We start from the raw sequence: 16,295 nt of genomic DNA, 5'->3' as shown, positions 1-16,295 counted from the left end.
TTGTCTCCTCTCCGGTCATTGCGTTTCTCCCTAAATTATATCAAACTAAGAAGTTATAGGTGAAAAGAAATGTCACCTAATAGAACGATTGTTCCTATATCACTTTAATTATTATTGAACGTCGATAATTAGAAAGGAAAAGGAGGCCCCTCATATGAAATGAGGGGCCTCCTTTCTATTATTCTTTTAACTGCTGAGGTAGTGTTTGTATCGACGTTATCACGGCCTCCAGCTTCGTCTCAATACGATATAGGAGATACATCGTGACAACAATCGGAAAGCCTACTTCAGAAACGAATGAAATAATAGTTTCCACCCTTTTCCCTCCTCTCATCTTTTATATAGGTAAAATGAGAGAAAAAGGAGACTATATAAAAAGAAAAAGCGAATCCATTATTTTCATGGAATCGCTTTTTAAATTTATCATCCGTTTAAATCACTTATTAAGCTTGAGCTTACTAAACCTGCTTCATCAAGAATTTCTTTGATTTGGTTTTCTGCTTCATTTAATTTCTCATTAGCTGCCGCTAAATCTGTTTCGCCCTCTTTAGAGAGAGCTTCAGCTTTCATATCAAATGATTCTTTCAGAGTGGATTTGAATGATTCCACCGCTTCTTTTTGATCATCAAGACCTTCAGGGATCTCCATGCCTTCTACTGCTTTCGCAGATTCTGTTGCTGATGCTGCAGCGGCTTCCTTCATTTTTTCCAACTCTTCTCCTGCAGGAGGCGCTTCCCCTGCCATTGCTTCTTCATATCCATTAAGATCAATATCAACACCATTGACGGTTGTTGTTAAATTCAAATAAAAATCCATTAAATCTCCAGCAACATTTGTGTTCTCTTCCGTTGCATTTGATGTTTCATCTTTTTTAGCTTCGTCAGTACCTGAATCAGAACACCCAACTAAAGCTAAGGATAGACCCAGACCTAAAAACCATACTTTTTTCATACTTGTTTTCCCCTCTCTGTCTCAATCAACATGTTCAAGTATAGAAGGTAAGCAATTCCTTTAGGAAATCGCTTTCTTCAATTTATGATAAGCCGGCAAAAAGTATCTTATCACGGGGAGAATCGACTGGTAAAGAAGAATTTTCTAATTTCTCCAAAGTTTAAATCTTATAAATATTTAAAATATAAAGCCTATTTTCTATCTGATTATCACACTTTACTCACGGGTCAATGGTACGATTATCTTCTAAACCATTTGAACAAATTTTTCTTCCATGGTATAACTTATCTATACGTAATTCCGGGGCTGATTGTTGAGCTGGTGCTTGCCTAGGTCTTCAAAACCTCCTGGGAGGCGCGTGCCGTCTCCGCTGGGTTCGATTCCCAGGCAGTCCCGCCACTTTAAATTTTTTATATCCTTACACATGAAAGAGCCCTAATGTTCATTCCATAAGGGCTCTTATTTCATTGGTTTTGTAAGGTTTCCCTCCTTCTTCTCTCTGAAGCTTGAACTGAATCAAACATGATATGGAAGGTGGTCCCTTCTCCCTGCTCGCTCTGCACCCTGATATCCGCTCCATGATCACGAAGAATTCTCAGACATATGGTGAGCCCTAAGCCCGTGCCTTTTGTCTTCGTTGTGAAGAAAGGCTCCCCGAGTTTATCCAGCGTTTCTTTTTTCATTCCTACCCCCTCATCTTTAAAGGTTAATTGAACCTTGTTATGAGAGGACAAGTCTGCCCTTATCGTAATCGTTCCTCCATGTGGCATTGCTTCTATGGCGTTTTTAAGTAAGTTAATAAATACTTGTTTTAACTGATTTTCATCTCCACGTATATGAAGCTCCCTTTCATGAAAATCGGTCTGGATTTCAATATTATATAATATGGCATTCGTATTTAACAATTTCGCGACATGATCGAGGGTCTCAATAATATTAATTCGTTTGTATGTAACAGATTGCGGCTTTGCGAGTATCAATAACTCACTCAGCACAAGTTCAATCCTCTTAATTTCAGAAAAGACAATCCCTAAGTATTCCTTCGTCTTCTCATCTGCATCATCTCTTAATAACTGCAGAAAGCCGTTAATCGACGTTAGGGGATTTCGAACCTCATGTGCAATCCCGGCTGCTAATTGCCCTGCCACAGATAGTTTTTGAGATTCGATGGCTAACGTTTCATTCATTTCGATCAATTCTTCTTCATTATGTACTCTTTCGGTAATGTCTGATATGGTTCCTACCGTACCAAGAAGCTCACCATTTACGTTATAATTTAACTTAACATTCACTTCACCCCAACGAAACTGACCCTCCCTCTTTTGATAAGAGAAGTCCATTTTCATTTTCTCCTTTTTCAAGCTTATACTTTGTCTCACCATTCTAAGAATTTCATGACGTTCATGAAGAGATATAAAATGAAGTGCATTCTTATGTAAACTTTCTTTAACCGTATAACCCGTATAGTCTTCCCAGGATTGATTCAGAAATTGAAACTCTCCTTTGGAATTGGTATGAAAGACAACTTCATCGATACTCTGAAGTACATGCTGCATTTCTTCATTGAGACGCTTTACTCTCTCTTCACTCTTTCGTAAGGCAGCTAATGTTTTATGGCTGGTGTCATGATTTTTCCCCATATAGTAGCTGATAAAGAGAATCAATAGAGTGAACACCAAATCCACCTTCAAATCCACTGGATAATGCAGAACAAAGTAATAAATAAAATCCCATGTTAAGACTAGTAAAAGTCCAAACAGCACTGATACTATTCTCCCCCTATATTTCATCCTATGAGCCCCCCTATCCATCCAAACGTAAGAATCGAAATAGAAAGAATTTTCGCGATATTTGTTATTTATTAGTATATCATTTGTAATTGAGAACAGTATAGACTTCTTTTGTAAAAACAGCGATATTCTTGTCACAAGCTTTTCCCTTGTCTATAATGAATACGATACAATCGCTTTTTGAAAAATTGAGGTGAAAGCATGCTTGAAGGTTGGTTCTTATATTTCATACTATTTTGGGTCGTTTTTTTAGTAGCTTCATTTGCTATTGGTGGATTCTTTATGTTTAGGAAATTCTTAAAGAGATTTCCTAAAGAAGATGGAAAATCCGATTTGGATTGGGAAGAACATTATGTGAATGAAACCATCCATTTATGGGGTGATGAGGAAAAGAAAATGCTCAATGAGTTAGTCACACCCGTACCCGAATTATTCAGGGACGTAGCGAAGCAAAAAATTGCAGGTAAAATTGGTGAATTGGCTTTAAAAGACAGAGCCTCTTCCATTACTCAGGAATTAGTCATAAGAGGGTATATCCTGGCGACTCCGAAACGGGATCATAAGTTTCTTCGAAGAAAACTAAACGAAATGCAAATAGATGTAACCCCATACGAACATTTATTCTAGGTGACAGGAAGGAAAGAGAATGGGATCGATACTAATTATTCCGATTGTGCTATATTTAATTTTTATTATAGGTGCGGCATTTCTGTACATTAAATGGAAGAAAGCAAAAAAAGGTAAACAATAGTCGTTTACCTTTTTTTCATTCACTTTTTATATGATTAATCAATGGGATCCTCTGCCTTACCGTATCGAATGACATCGAGTATTGCTTGTCCATCGCTTGGTTTCCCTTCTCCATTTCTAAACGGAAATAATGAAAAGAAAATAAAGTAAACGGAGAAATATACAAATTGATAGAAAAAGATGTGAACAGGAATGACCCCTTCATAAATCAGGAAATTAATAGCTAAAATCGCAATCAGGTTAAATAAACTTCCGGAAATATAAATAAGGACATGAACCCAAACCTTGTTATACTTCAATTCTGTATATTGACACCAGCCTTCCATAAAATACATTCTTCTCACTTCTAATGGACCAATGTTGATTAAATGCTTACCGGTTCCAATGCAGAATTTTATCTTTGCACCAAATATGCGAGCAATGAAGATATGTCCTGCTTCATGGACAATGGTGACCAAAGGCAGTGTTAAAAAAAATGCCAGAAAAAACGTCCAAATATCTGCTAGCGTAAACAATACTTATCCCACCAATATCTCTTGTTATTTTCTTCATCTCTCTCTTTGCCCTAAATAACTATTCTCTAAGCGTATGGGTCTCCTTTGTAAAGAAATCGTAATCTGAGATTAAGAAATTTCTAAAATAGAAATAGCAGGGTGATAGGAATCACCCTGCTATTTACCCAGTGAATTAAATTGAATTCGTTGTTAAATCTTGTTGCTCTTGGTGCAGCTTTCTATATTGAAGATACATGGCGATTCTCCATGGTACAATCATTCCAAAGGCAAGTATCCAGAACATCCCGCTTAGTTCACCATAATCAATCGATGCACTGAGGATAGACTTGGCTACAATCCGTATTAACAAAAGCCCAATCAAAATAAATGCGAACGCCTTAGATCGTTTTAAATAAATATCATTCTCACGAATTTCGAATTTGGAGGTCTTGATCAACAATATAGAAAAAATCATTCCTACCGTAATCGCTTCTAGAAATTCTCCTAAAGTAACTCGAAAGACAGGGAATAAGAACATTAAGGCACCAGTACTCATAAACAAAGGTGGTAAAATAATCTTCTTACCACTTACAGGCCTTTTCTGAGCCTTCATTCTAATAAATATCACCATAAACCCCATAAAAATCGCCACAATGGATGAAGCAATCATCATAAACCATCATCATCCTTTTAATTTCTACTTTCATACCTACCCTATTATAGCCTAAATGAAAGAAAAACGAAAACACAAAAAAGAGAGAATGAATCTAGTCTTCACTCTCCCGTTCCATTTGATCATCCTAAAACTCTTTTGATGGCTTCCTCCACACGCACATCGTCAAAAGGTTTCACTATAAAGTCCTTTGCTCCCGCTTCAATGGCTTCCACCACGACCTTTTGTTGGCCCATGGCCGAACACATGATAACTTTTGCTTGAGGAAACTCCGATAATATTCTTCTAACCGCTTCAATTCCGTCCAGCTCAGGCATCGTGATGTCCATCGTCACTAAATCCGGCTGAAGCTCACGAAACTTTTTTACGGCTGTGAGTCCATTCTCAGCTTCCCCTACAACTTCGTGACCGCTGGAGGAAAGCATGCTTCCAAGAGTCATTCTCATAAATTTCGCATCATCCACTACAAGTATCGTTGCCACAGATGTTTCCTCCTCATATACGCTACCCGATGTCTATCGAACCATATTTCCTAATTCATCCAATTAAACTATACCATAAAACGTAATGATCGTTCAATTTAATCTGTATGTTCTATACTCATATTATAGGGTTAAAATCCCGTGAATCCCCCAAATATGGAAGTAAGATAGGCAAGGATGACTGTCATCCAATCAAAGAATAGCATGATCCCTACTGCAATCATCACATATCCTCCTACCTTTACGATCTTTCCACTGTTTTTTCTGATCCATTGCATTCTTCCAATAAAGAATGACAGAATGAAAAACGGAATGGCAAACCCTAACACGTAAGCTGTCATATATATAACACCTGAACCTGGATTAGAGGCGGCAAGGGCCAGAACGGAAGCAAGAATCGGTCCGGTACAAGGAGTCCAGCCTGCAGCGAATGCCATTCCGATTAACACGGAACCAAAAAATCCTGCCGGTCTATTCTTGAACTCAAAACGACGGTCCTTCATCAATGTTTCCGGGGTAAACACGCCAATGACTACCAAGCCAAATAAGACAATGAAGATAGCTCCAAGCTGACGAATGAGATCCTTATAATCCAAAAAGAAGTTTCCGATAAGGGAAGTTCCAAAACCGATGGCGATAAAGATTGCCGAGAAGCCCACTAAGAAAAATAACGTATGTAATAAACTTCTCCTTTGGAGCATTGCATTATCCGTTTTGAGCTCATTGACACTCATTCCTGTTATGTAAGAAAGAAAAGCGGGATATAATGGCAGGCAGCATGGAGATATAAAGCTTAGGAAACCCGCTCCAAATGCTAAGAAAATATTAATATCAGACATTTTTACAACTCCTACATTTTTGTATATATCTCTATTCTATCAAACAAATCCCGATTCTATGAGGAATGATTGTGTGAAAGATTTGTGACCATTATATTACATGAACATTTTACTTTTTCAAATGTATTAAACTCTCTTTTCTTTTTTAAAAAACCAATAATTTTGCTTTGAAAAACAGTTCCATTTTCGTTATACTAATAAAAAGTTACAGTTATTACTAGTTTTGTATTCCATCTGTAAGGACATACAAAAGAAAGGAAACAGCCGTGTCTAAAAAAGAGCTTCTCGAACGAATTGAAAAACAGCGTGCTCAATTAATCGATATTGTTGCTGAAAATGGACTCACGTCACCTCAAGCTATTCAATTTAGTCAGGAACTTGATCGTCTGTTAAATAGCTACAACTCCTTATACATAAAAAAACGCTCCCCTCAAATGAGCTAAGACCTTAATGAATACAATTATACTATTCTCATATAAATAACAACGACCAAAAGGCAGGCTCTTTCATCTATAGAGTCTGCCTTTCATACATTCAAGAGCCCGATATGGCATCTTCCATACCATCTACCAGACCATTTTGAAGAAGATACATTTTATGATAAATGCCTTTTTGAACAAGTAATTCCTGATGACTTCCTCTCTCTACAATCTCCCCTTGATGAAGGACCAGGATCAGGTCTGCATCTTGAATGGTAGAAAGCCTGTGGGCAATGGCAATCGTTGTTCTTCCCTTTCTCATCCTTGATAATGCTCCTTGAATGGCTTCCTCCGTTTCCGTATCAATATTGGCGGTTGCTTCATCCAGTACTAGAATTTTAGGTCTGGTCGCAATGGTACGCGCAAAAGCGATTAATTGTCTTTGTCCACTCGAAAGCGTCGACCCCCTCTCAACCACTGGATGCCCATATGCTCCCGGTAGTTTTCCAATAAAGGTATTGGCTTGAACGAATGTGGCAGCTTCCTCCACTTCTTTATCCGACATCGCTTCACAGTGAAGCTTAATATTATCCCTGATCGTTCCGAAGAAGAGAAATGGATCCTGTAGGACAAGCCCCATTTTTCCACGAAGCTCTTCTAATGAATAAGATTTAATGTTTTGACCGTCTATGAGAATATTGCCACGTTCGAATTCATAGAACCTCATGAGTAAATTGATGATTGAGCTCTTCCCGCTTCCTGTATGTCCGACCAGAGCGACCGTTTCACCAGGTCTTGCAGTAAATGAAATATTCTTAAGAACCTCTCTCTGCCCATCATAAGAGAATGAAACATTGTCAAATGTTATTTCCCCTTCACTGATTGTTTCTTTTGAACGATTCTTCAAATTCTGTACAGGGGAAAGCTCTTCCTCATCCAGCAGCGTAAAAACACGGGAAGACGCAATGATTGCCTGTTGAAACATGGAAAGCCTCATCATGATTTGATTGACTGGCTCAAAAAATCTGTCCAGATAATTAACAAAGGCATATAAAACCCCTATTTCGATAGGCTGATTCAATGAGGTTACGCCAAAATAACTTAGCACAACAATCAAGGCAGCCACATAAACCAGATCAATGGCGGGCCTTAATAATAATCCATCCACTTTAATATTCTTCATGCCTGCCAAATAATGTTTTTTATTAATATCTCCGAATTCTTCTCTTAGTCTTTTTTCCTGCCTGAACACTTGAATGATGGACATCCCCTGGAGTGACTCACTAAGCTTTGCATTAAGCTGACTTAATCTCTCACGCATATCCTGATAGAAGATGGCACTAAATTTGCGATATAGCTTCATTATCATAAAAATGACTGGCAAGATGAATAAACAGAAGATGGCCAACTGGCTATTGAGTGCAAACATGGCAATAAAGATACCCGTTAATAAGAATGCTCCTTGAATGAAGGATACTAACACGCTCACAAACATATCTTTAATCGCTTCCGTATCATTCGTAACACGGGAGACAATACTTCCCGCCGGGGTCTTATCAAAATACTTCATACCTAAACCTTGAACCTTCGAAAAAACATCCACACGCAGTTGCTGAATGATCTTCAGGGCTATTTCCTGAAACTTCAGTAATTGAAAGTAGGAGATCAACACATTTCCAATCTGAATGAATAAATAAGTTGCTGAGAGCCCTATAAGCGGTCCATATGGAAACTCTCTTGGAGTTAAATAATCGTCTATAAACACCTTAATAATGATCGGTCCAAAGACATCACCGATCGTGGTCAACAACAGTAATGAAAATGCATAAAATATTGTTTTTTTGTGAGGCTTTGTATATTTCAATAGACGAAAAAATATGTTCCTCTGCTCCTTGGCTGTTAAAGTCGGTATAGTATCCATATCTCACCCTCCATACTCCACTAATTCTTCTAACTGTTGACGCAGATACATTTCCCGATACCATCCCTTTTTCTTCATCAATTCACTATGAGTGCCTCTCTCCATGATCTTCCCTTCTTCGAGAACGATGATCAGGTCTGCATGTTGAATGGCGCTTAATCGATGAGAAGTAATCATGGTCGTTTTTCCTGCCCGATTTTCCTTCAAGGAAGTCAAGATGGATTCCTCCGTCCTCGCATCAACGGCTGACAAGGAATCATCAAGAATAAGTACCTCCGAATTCATTAGAAGAGCTCTTGCAATCGATATCCTTTGCTTTTGTCCACCAGACAAGGAAACCCCTCTTTCACCGACCACAGTATTGTATCCGTCGCTGAAATGGACAATATCATCATGGATATGCGCAAGTGCTGCCGCCTCCTCCACTTTTTCTTTCGGGGTAAGTGGATAAGTGAAAGCTATATTCTCAAGAATCGTGGCAGAAAAAAGAAAATGATCTTGAGGCACATATCCAATACTTTCACGCAGGCGGGTTAATTTATAATCTTGGATCATATGCCCCCCAAACGTTATCTCTCCCTTATACCCTTCGAATTCCCTTAGCAATAGTTTTAAGAGGGTTGTTTTACCTGCTCCCGTTTTCCCTACAATTCCAATCGTTTGACCTTTCTTTAAGGAAAATTGAATATCTTCTAAAGCATGGACTTCTTCATCCGGATAAGAAAATGACTCAATCTTATACTCAATATCTCCTGAGGGGCATACATCCAGTGCTCTTTCATGATCTTCAATGTCCACCCTTTCATTCAAGAGTTGAGATACACGTTCGTAAGAAGCACGTCCTCTCTCCACAATGTTGAATAACCATCCGAATGCGAGCATTGGCCAAATGAGAAGTCCCAGATAGGTAGTAAAAGAGATCAGTTCTCCAATCGTCAGTTCTCCACTCACGACAAACCGTGAACCAAATACAATCGATAAAAAGAAAGAAATGCCTACTATTATGGAAATGGTGGGATCAAATAAGGAATCCACTTTTGCAACGGATATATTCTTTTGCACCACATCTTCAGATTGCTTTCTAAATGATTCGATATCCTCTTTTTCTTGCCCAAACGTTTTAAGAACCTTAATCCCCGTTACACTTTCCTGCGTTTTATCATTTAAGGATGAGAAGGCTTCTTGAGCTTTATGAAATCGTTTATGTAGAAGAGTTCCATAATAACTTGTCAGGATTGCCATGAATGGCATGGGGATCAAAGCAATAAGGGTAAGCTTCCAACTGATTGTAAAAGCCATGGCCAGTATCACAAAACCTCCTGTAGATATGGAATCCACGAACGTTAATACTCCTACTCCGGCCGTTTGTTGTATCGCCTGAAGATCATTTGTTGCATGCGCCATCAAATCACCGACTCGCCTTTTTTGGTAAAAGGATGGCGACATCTTGGTAAAATGATGATATAACCGATTCCGAAGCAAGCGGGAAAGCTTGGTTGCCGAACCAAAAATCATGATCCTCCACACAAATCTCAGTCCATACATCGATAGAGCTGTGATGATCAGAATAAGAATCCATTTCATCATGTCTTCCCGAGTTAATGAATTTTCTTTCATACTATCTACAATTATTCCAACAACCTTTGGTGGAATCAATTGAAGGAATGCTACAAATAAAAGTAGAATGGTTCCTGTGATATAAGACTTTTTCTCTTGCAGAAAAAACCATTTTAAATCTAAAAAGACTTTCATACTCTCTCCCCCGTATCCTAATACATCGACTCTTTATTTTACCAAATTTCAAAAAAATGAGAAATCTTTTTTATAAGATAAATAAACCAAAAAAAAACACCTCTTAATGTCTTAAGAGATGTTCTAATAGTTGGTGTTATACTAATGGATTTGAACAAATGGTTCTTGGTCCACTTCTTTTACGATGGTTGCTTTAAGACCCTTTGGTGTCTTCACATAAAGGTAAACGGGGGTATGAGGGAAGTAATCGACGATCTCGGGGCCAATCGCCTGAGAAAAACCAATTAGTTCTGTTTCTTTCACCATACCTGTATGTACATCGATCACAAGTTTATTCAACGTGTCCTTTTTGTATAAGCCTTTCCCAACAAACTCAATATCTTGATGAGAGAAATATTTCGAAACATAATCTTCTAGATCACGAATCCGATTATGTAGATCACGGTCTTTCTCTTCCCCTTCGTCACTAGGAAAATAATAGTATTTATCAGTAACATCAGTCCATTTTTTTACACTTTTGTCATTACCGTCTACATATCCAGCTGAAATATAGTTTCCTGACACGACACTATTTAATGGTTGAAGTTTATATAAGGAAATCATTATAGGAACATCTTTCAGTTCTTTATTGGCTCTCACTCGACTGACAACGGTGTTAGCTATTTTCTGTCCGTATTCCTTTAACTGTTTGTCATCAATCTTCGCCTCATCAAAGTGCATGAGCTTATTTTCATCTTCGACTCGAATATAATCTACCGTATTCATAGCAAGACCCAGGGAGATCCCTTTAATTTTCCCTTTTGAATCAACGTAGTTCTGCTCATGGATATATGCGAGATACATGGGATTCTTTTTTTCCAGCTCCATCTGCTGTTCCCAGCCCATATCATCCGTAATCTCCAGAACAGGATTAAGTCCCAATTTATTAGATTCTGACTTTCTTCGCAACCATGTATTTAGACCTTTAAGGTATTGGCCTTCTTCGTATACATAATCCTCAGGGGAAAAATGCTCGGTTGATAAAGACATAAGGCCTGTCTCGATTTCATCCATATCACTGCGATTGTTAATCATCATCGTAATTAGTCCACGATTGACCGACTTCTTCTCTTTGTTCACTTTATAATTTAAATATTCGCGAGCGTCTCCAGCTGCACTATTTTGAATTTCAAGTGTTTCTTCATCCATCACTTCTTGAGGCTTATTGCTGCATCCTGCAACAAGAATCAAGAGAGACAGTGAAACAATCATCCATTTTTTCATATGACTCCCTCCGGACTATATTCTATCATAAATTCAATTTCAAACTGAATGATAATTCTCAAGTTTTTATGAATACATGAAAATAATCAATTTATCCTGCATTACTAAAGGAATGCAATCTTTAAACCCATCTCTCCAAATATATATATTACAAATAGAAAAAGCACTCATCATCTGAGTGCTTCTACCTATTACTTCATGTTCTTATTCATTGCATTCATCATTTGATTGATTTTCTTTTGGGATGGTTTTTGGCCCATTTGCATCATCATCATGCGTAACATTTGCTCGTTAATTGGTGGATTTTTCTTAAGATAGCTCATCATATATTTACGAGCAATGAAAAATCCTAGTGCAACTCCAGCAAGTAATGCTAGAACTCCAACTAGAATAAGTAACCCAGTCGTTGACATACTCTTACTTCCTCCTTCATGTTGTCCTTATAAAAGTGTACTAAACCATGAAACATTATACAATATTTCAGTCATAATTTCTTATTAATATATAAATTTTCTTTGTTTTATTGGCTTTAACCAACCAAAACGTTCATTTTGTATATCGATTGCCAGTAATTGACCCATATTCTTTCGCAAAATTTCAAAGAAAATATATTCTGATTCATCTTGCCCCCAGGTGTTCAGCGTCATCCATTTTTCATTTAGAACAAGGGTAGCCCCTGAGGCCCCTCTTTCGATTGTCGCTACAGAGTCAACCCAGGCCGCTCCTTCAACCTTCATTAATTCATGCTGGAGGAGTCTTTGAGTAGGAAGGTAAGGGATAGGTTTAGTAATATATTCTACTTGCTTAGAGATGATATCATGAAGATCTCCTGAACTTGCTTCCCAATCGGAAAACAATTGATAGAACATTCTTTCTCGACCATAATAGTGCTGAACAAACGTTTCTTCAATCCAATAGATTTGATAGTTTCGCACCTTTTCTCCCTCCTGCCTTTCTTTCATATAGTATAAATCAACTAGAAGGGAGTCATTGTCAGAAATTGTTGAAAATCTACACTAGTTTTGTCGAAGTTTATTTTAACTCATACACTCTACTGAATTCTCCTGAGTTACTATATGAAACTGACTATCATCACTTTACCCATTATCTACCATACATACTCCCTTTAACAATCATTCATTTTTCCGTTCTAAAAAAGGTCAACTCCTTAAAGAGTATTAAGGAATTGACCTATCAAATCTTTATTTATTTCTGAAGCAATGCCTTGATTCTTGACACTACATTGTCTGAAGTGAATCCATATTCTTCCATAACTCTTGCCCCAGGAGCTGATGCGCCATATCCATCAATCGCTAAGATATCGCCTTCGTCTCCAACATAGCGATCCCAGCCCATTGGAGATCCCATCTCAATAGCAAGGCGTTTTTTCACACTCTTAGGTAAGATCGATTCTTTATACTCTTTTGACTGTTTCTCGAAGCGATCCCAAGACGGCATACTTACGACAGATACGCTGATTCCGTCTTTTTCCAGTACATTTTGAGCTTCTACCGCTAAATGCACTTCAGAACCAGTCGCAATCAGTAGTGCATCAGGCTGATCTTTGCCGGAAGCTGATACCACATATGCTCCTTTATCTACTCCGTTATATGCTTTATCTGCAGTACCTTTAAGAGTTGGAAGATCCTGACGAGATAGAACTAACATCGTTGGCTGATCCTTGGACTCCAAAGATAACTTCCATGCTGCAGCTACTTCATTTCCATCACCAGGTCTGATGACACAAAGGTTAGGCATTGCACGTAGTGAAGCAAGCTGTTCTACAGGTTCATGTGTCGGTCCATCTTCTCCGACAGCGATACTATCATGAGTGAAAACATACGTTACCGGTAAGCCCATTAATGCAGCTAAACGGATAGCCGGTCTTAAATAATCACTGAATACGAAGAATGTTCCCCCGAATACGTGCAGTCCACCATGGAGAGCCATACCATTCATGGCAGCACCCATACCAAATTCACGAACTCCGAACCAGATATTGCGTCCTTCATACGATTCAGGCATAAAATCTGCTTCATCTTTGATCATCGTTTTATTGGATCCCGCTAAGTCTGCTGATCCCCCGATGAATGAAGGAAGATTCTTAGCAATCGCATTCAAGACTTCACCGGAAGAAGCTCTGCTTGCTAATGCTTTACCTTCTTCATAGACAGGAATGTCACGATCCCATCCTTGTGGAAGATCGCCTTTAATGGCAGCTTCTAATTGAGTAGCAAGTTCTGGATGTTCTTCTTGGTATTTAATGAAAAGGTTAGCCCACTCTTCTTCTTTTTGAGAACCGGTTTGTTGGATTTTTTCCTCGAAGCGGCTGTACACTTCATCAGGAACATGGAAATCTTGTTCAAATGTCCATTGGTAAGCTTCTTTCGTAAGCTTCATTTCGTCTTCACCCAGTGGAGCACCGTGAACATCTGATTTCCCTGATTTATTAGGCGCACCATATCCGATGACCGTCTTCACTTCGATCATTGTAGGACGAGTTGTATCACCTTGAGCTTCTTCGATTGCTTTAGAAATTTCCTCAAGATCATTACCGTCTTCAACGCGGATATATTGCCAACCATAAGCTTCAAAGCGACCTTTCACACTTTCAGAGAAAGATTTATCTAAATCCCCATCAAGTGAAATATCATTTGAATCATAAAGAACGACTAGACGGCCTAATTTTAAATGTGCTGCTAATGAAGCTGCTTCAGAGGATACACCCTCCATCAAGTCTCCATCTCCACAGATAGAATATGTAAAATGATCCACAATATCGTATTGATCTTTATTGTATGTAGAAGCTAAATGTCTTTCAGCTAATGCCATACCAACTGCCATACCAATTCCTTGACCAAGCGGCCCAGTCGTAGCTTCTACTCCTGGAGTATGTTTGTATTCAGGGTGTCCTGGAGTTTTACTTCCCCATTGACGGAAGTCTTTAAGATCATCCATTGAAACATCATAACCTGATAAATGGAGCAGGCTATACAAGAGCATGGATCCATGACCCGCAGATAAAACGAAGCGATCGCGGTTGAACCACTCAGGATTTTTCGGATTATGATTCATGAATTTTGTCCAAAGAGCATACGCCATCGGAGCTGCTCCCATAGGCATTCCAGGGTGTCCGGAACCCGCTTTTTCAATTGCATCGATAGATAATGTACGGATTGTATTAATTGCTAATTGATCTGTGTTATCAAACATATGTCAGACATCCTTCCTTTTAATGTACCTTATTAATATTAATCTTCTTTGATAGTTTATACAACTATCTTGAATGATAACATGACTTTATAGAGGTTGAAAATAAAAACCCTTAAATTTCAGGAACGGAGACGGCTTTATCAGACACGACAAGCATGCAGCATGACGAGGGGGTAGAGGCCGTAGCAGAATGATACTTAAGGAAATGGCAAGTACTTTATCGCTCTACTTTTAAGTTTTGTCGTCACCCCGCAAACAAAAAACGCCAGGTCCATTTATATCAGACCTGACAGCTCGTTAACTTAATGCATTTTCTTTTTACTTTGGATATCCTGGATCTTCTTAGGGGTCACCTCATTACCTTCCGGATCAAAGATTCTTGTATTTTCAATGGTCCCTTTCATCGATTGACGAAACGTTTCCAGGTATTCTTTTCTCAGCTTGGACTGCTCTTTTGCTTCTTGTTCTGTTAGTCCGCTACTTTTAGACTTTTTCGCAAGTTCATTGATTCGATTCATTTTCGTTTTTGAAAGCATCTATAAAAACTCCTTTATTGCATAGTCGGCAAAATCTAAAACACAACTGAAAGTTAAGCGTCATACTATCGTCATGTTACTAGATTAAAGGAGATAAAACAAGAGTTACGCATTTTCCAATGAAGCCATATATTCTTTAAAACGCCTATGTACGGTAGCTTTGGAGACGTCATACCCAAACCCTCTTAGTGTAGCTGCAATTTCAGCAAAAGTCAGTTCATTCTTTCTTAACCTGACAATTTCCTCAACGGGTACTTCAATCCGCTCTCTTCCATCTAGATTCCCTTTATTCTTTAGATTTTTATGAGGTTGAAAACCATTTTCCACTGCCCTTTTCATTCCTCGTCTGATTTTCAAATTATGGAGTTTCCTTTGGTATTCTTCAACCATGCTCACGATATTAATCACCATGGAATCTGATTCAGATAAGTGAAGCTCGCCACTATGTGTTTGACTAATAATCTTAACTTCCTCTTTTAATAGACAATGAATGAGGGCAATTTTTGCATTTCCCCTGCCAATCCTTGTTTCGTCCTGTATGAGAACAGCCGCAATCGACTCACCTTTAATCAAATCAAGAAGTTCCAGAACACCAGGACGATCTAATTCAAAACCGCTTGCTTGATCTTTTATGATAGCAGCCACTTCGTATTGGTGTTCTTGTGCTAATTTCACTAATTCCTCTTCTTGACGTTCCAAAGATGTTTCCTGTGTGTCTTTCTTTGTACTTACTCTGCAGTAAATTACTGCCTTCATCTTCTATCCCTCTATTCTTCGTTCATTACCAATTCATAATCTGAATGGGTGGATAATGTCGGATTTTCTATAGGTAACACAAGTGATTCACCGGGCTTGATCGAGAATGATGTGAGATTATTTTCCTCTCCTACCCAAGCGATAAATTCTTCCACTGTCATAGAGTATTCTTCATTATATTGTTTGGCAATAGTCCAGAGCGTGTCTCCATCCTGAACGGTGATACTTTGATAAGACGGTTGATCTGCCATGACAAATAGTAAATAGGCTGCAGAAAAAAGCGCTAAAACAAATAATATAATAATGTAAGAGAAACGATTCCAAATGTGTGATAACATAAAAAATACCTCCATACGAATGTTTGTTCTGTTTTGTTATTTTTATTGTAATACGAACATTCGTTTGGTGTCAACAGAAATTCGAACTTATGTTTGTATCAGCTGGAAAGACATGCTA

Annotated in this window: 18 protein-coding genes and 1 tRNA gene; 3 read left to right on the top strand and 16 right to left on the bottom strand. The window is 38.3% G+C overall.

From position 1 onward, the window contains the following. Positions 1-178: 178 nt before the first annotated feature. On the bottom strand, positions 179-316 hold the full coding sequence (locus Q1B03_RS10595) for a YvrJ family protein (protein WP_299741101.1): 138 nt from the start codon (positions 314-316) through the stop codon (positions 179-181). A gap of 107 nt (positions 317-423) precedes the next feature. Further along, a complete protein-coding gene (locus Q1B03_RS10590; RefSeq protein ID WP_299741099.1) occupies positions 424-951 on the bottom strand; it encodes a hypothetical protein in 528 nt (175 codons plus the stop codon). A 302-nt stretch (positions 952-1,253) separates the two neighbouring features. Between Q1B03_RS10590 and Q1B03_RS10585 the strand changes: the two genes are divergently transcribed. Continuing rightward, a tRNA-Sec gene (locus tag Q1B03_RS10585) sits at positions 1,254-1,350 on the top strand. A gap of 65 nt (positions 1,351-1,415) precedes the next feature. Here Q1B03_RS10585 and Q1B03_RS10580 read toward each other — a convergent pair. Next, positions 1,416-2,741, bottom strand: a complete 1,326-nt coding sequence (locus Q1B03_RS10580) for an ATP-binding protein (protein ID WP_299741097.1) — start codon at positions 2,739-2,741, stop codon at positions 1,416-1,418. Positions 2,742-2,942: 201 nt separating this feature from the next. On the opposite strand from Q1B03_RS10580, the gene Q1B03_RS10575 reads away from it, so the two are divergent. Further along, positions 2,943-3,368: a DUF2621 domain-containing protein gene (locus Q1B03_RS10575; RefSeq protein ID WP_299741095.1), complete on the top strand. Its 426-nt coding sequence runs from the start codon at positions 2,943-2,945 to the stop codon at positions 3,366-3,368. 158 nt (positions 3,369-3,526) lie between these two features. Here the strand turns inward: Q1B03_RS10575 and Q1B03_RS10570 are convergent, their stop codons facing one another. The 4 genes from Q1B03_RS10570 to Q1B03_RS10555 form a co-directional block, all read right to left on the bottom strand. Next, positions 3,527-4,006 (bottom strand): site-2 protease family protein, encoded by a 480-nt coding sequence (locus Q1B03_RS10570; RefSeq protein WP_299741093.1) that lies wholly within the window; start codon positions 4,004-4,006, stop codon positions 3,527-3,529. A 172-nt stretch (positions 4,007-4,178) separates the two neighbouring features. After that, a complete protein-coding gene (locus Q1B03_RS10565) occupies positions 4,179-4,658 on the bottom strand; it encodes a CcdC family protein (RefSeq protein WP_299741091.1) in 480 nt (159 codons plus the stop codon). Positions 4,659-4,780: 122 nt separating this feature from the next. Further along, entirely contained in the window at positions 4,781-5,140 is a 360-nt protein-coding gene (locus Q1B03_RS10560) for a response regulator (RefSeq protein WP_299741089.1), read from the bottom strand. A gap of 131 nt (positions 5,141-5,271) precedes the next feature. Next, the gene (locus tag Q1B03_RS10555) at positions 5,272-5,979 is read right to left on the bottom strand and encodes a cytochrome c biogenesis CcdA family protein (RefSeq protein ID WP_299741087.1); all 708 of its coding nucleotides are present in this window, start codon (positions 5,977-5,979) and stop codon (positions 5,272-5,274) included. Between the two features lie 266 nt (positions 5,980-6,245). Here Q1B03_RS10555 and Q1B03_RS10550 point away from each other — a divergent pair, with 266 nt between their 5' ends. After that, positions 6,246-6,422 carry an aspartyl-phosphate phosphatase Spo0E family protein gene (locus Q1B03_RS10550; protein WP_082051130.1) on the top strand — a complete coding sequence of 59 codons (177 nt, stop codon included), beginning with the start codon at positions 6,246-6,248 and terminating at the stop codon, positions 6,420-6,422. Positions 6,423-6,513: 91 nt separating this feature from the next. On the opposite strand, the gene Q1B03_RS10545 is transcribed toward Q1B03_RS10550, so the two are convergent. The 9 genes from Q1B03_RS10545 to Q1B03_RS10505 all read right to left on the bottom strand — a co-directional run bounded on the left by Q1B03_RS10545 (position 6,514) and on the right by Q1B03_RS10505 (position 16,177). After that, on the bottom strand, positions 6,514-8,319 hold the full coding sequence (locus tag Q1B03_RS10545; RefSeq protein ID WP_299741084.1) for an ABC transporter ATP-binding protein: 1,806 nt from the start codon (positions 8,317-8,319) through the stop codon (positions 6,514-6,516). Between the two features lie 3 nt (positions 8,320-8,322). After that, a complete protein-coding gene (locus Q1B03_RS10540; RefSeq protein ID WP_299741082.1) occupies positions 8,323-10,071 on the bottom strand; it encodes an ABC transporter transmembrane domain-containing protein in 1,749 nt (582 codons plus the stop codon). Positions 10,072-10,212: 141 nt separating this feature from the next. Then, on the bottom strand, positions 10,213-11,334 hold the full coding sequence (locus Q1B03_RS10535) for a CamS family sex pheromone protein (protein WP_299741080.1): 1,122 nt from the start codon (positions 11,332-11,334) through the stop codon (positions 10,213-10,215). A gap of 191 nt (positions 11,335-11,525) precedes the next feature. After that, positions 11,526-11,747: a YneF family protein gene (locus tag Q1B03_RS10530; protein WP_044337285.1), complete on the bottom strand. Its 222-nt coding sequence runs from the start codon at positions 11,745-11,747 to the stop codon at positions 11,526-11,528. Between the two features lie 84 nt (positions 11,748-11,831). Continuing rightward, entirely contained in the window at positions 11,832-12,269 is a 438-nt protein-coding gene (gene sirA, locus Q1B03_RS10525; protein WP_299741078.1) for a sporulation inhibitor of replication protein SirA, read from the bottom strand. A 271-nt stretch (positions 12,270-12,540) separates the two neighbouring features. Continuing rightward, positions 12,541-14,547: a transketolase gene (gene tkt / locus Q1B03_RS10520; RefSeq protein WP_299741076.1), complete on the bottom strand. Its 2,007-nt coding sequence runs from the start codon at positions 14,545-14,547 to the stop codon at positions 12,541-12,543. Between the two features lie 302 nt (positions 14,548-14,849). Beyond that, the gene (locus Q1B03_RS10515) at positions 14,850-15,083 is read right to left on the bottom strand and encodes a DUF896 domain-containing protein (protein ID WP_299741074.1); all 234 of its coding nucleotides are present in this window, start codon (positions 15,081-15,083) and stop codon (positions 14,850-14,852) included. A gap of 105 nt (positions 15,084-15,188) precedes the next feature. Further along, positions 15,189-15,839 (bottom strand): recombinase family protein, encoded by a 651-nt coding sequence (locus tag Q1B03_RS10510; protein ID WP_299741072.1) that lies wholly within the window; start codon positions 15,837-15,839, stop codon positions 15,189-15,191. Positions 15,840-15,850: 11 nt separating this feature from the next. Then, positions 15,851-16,177, bottom strand: a complete 327-nt coding sequence (locus Q1B03_RS10505; RefSeq protein WP_299741070.1) for a LysM peptidoglycan-binding domain-containing protein — start codon at positions 16,175-16,177, stop codon at positions 15,851-15,853. Between the last annotated feature and the right edge of the window lie 118 nt (positions 16,178-16,295).

Origin of the sequence: uncultured Rossellomorea sp. (assembly GCF_947488365.1) — a bacterium.
Lineage (GTDB): Bacteria > Bacillota > Bacilli > Bacillales > Bacillaceae_B > Rossellomorea.
Note: the sequence above shows the minus strand (reverse complement) of the source record. Positions and strands in the feature narration are given on the sequence as shown.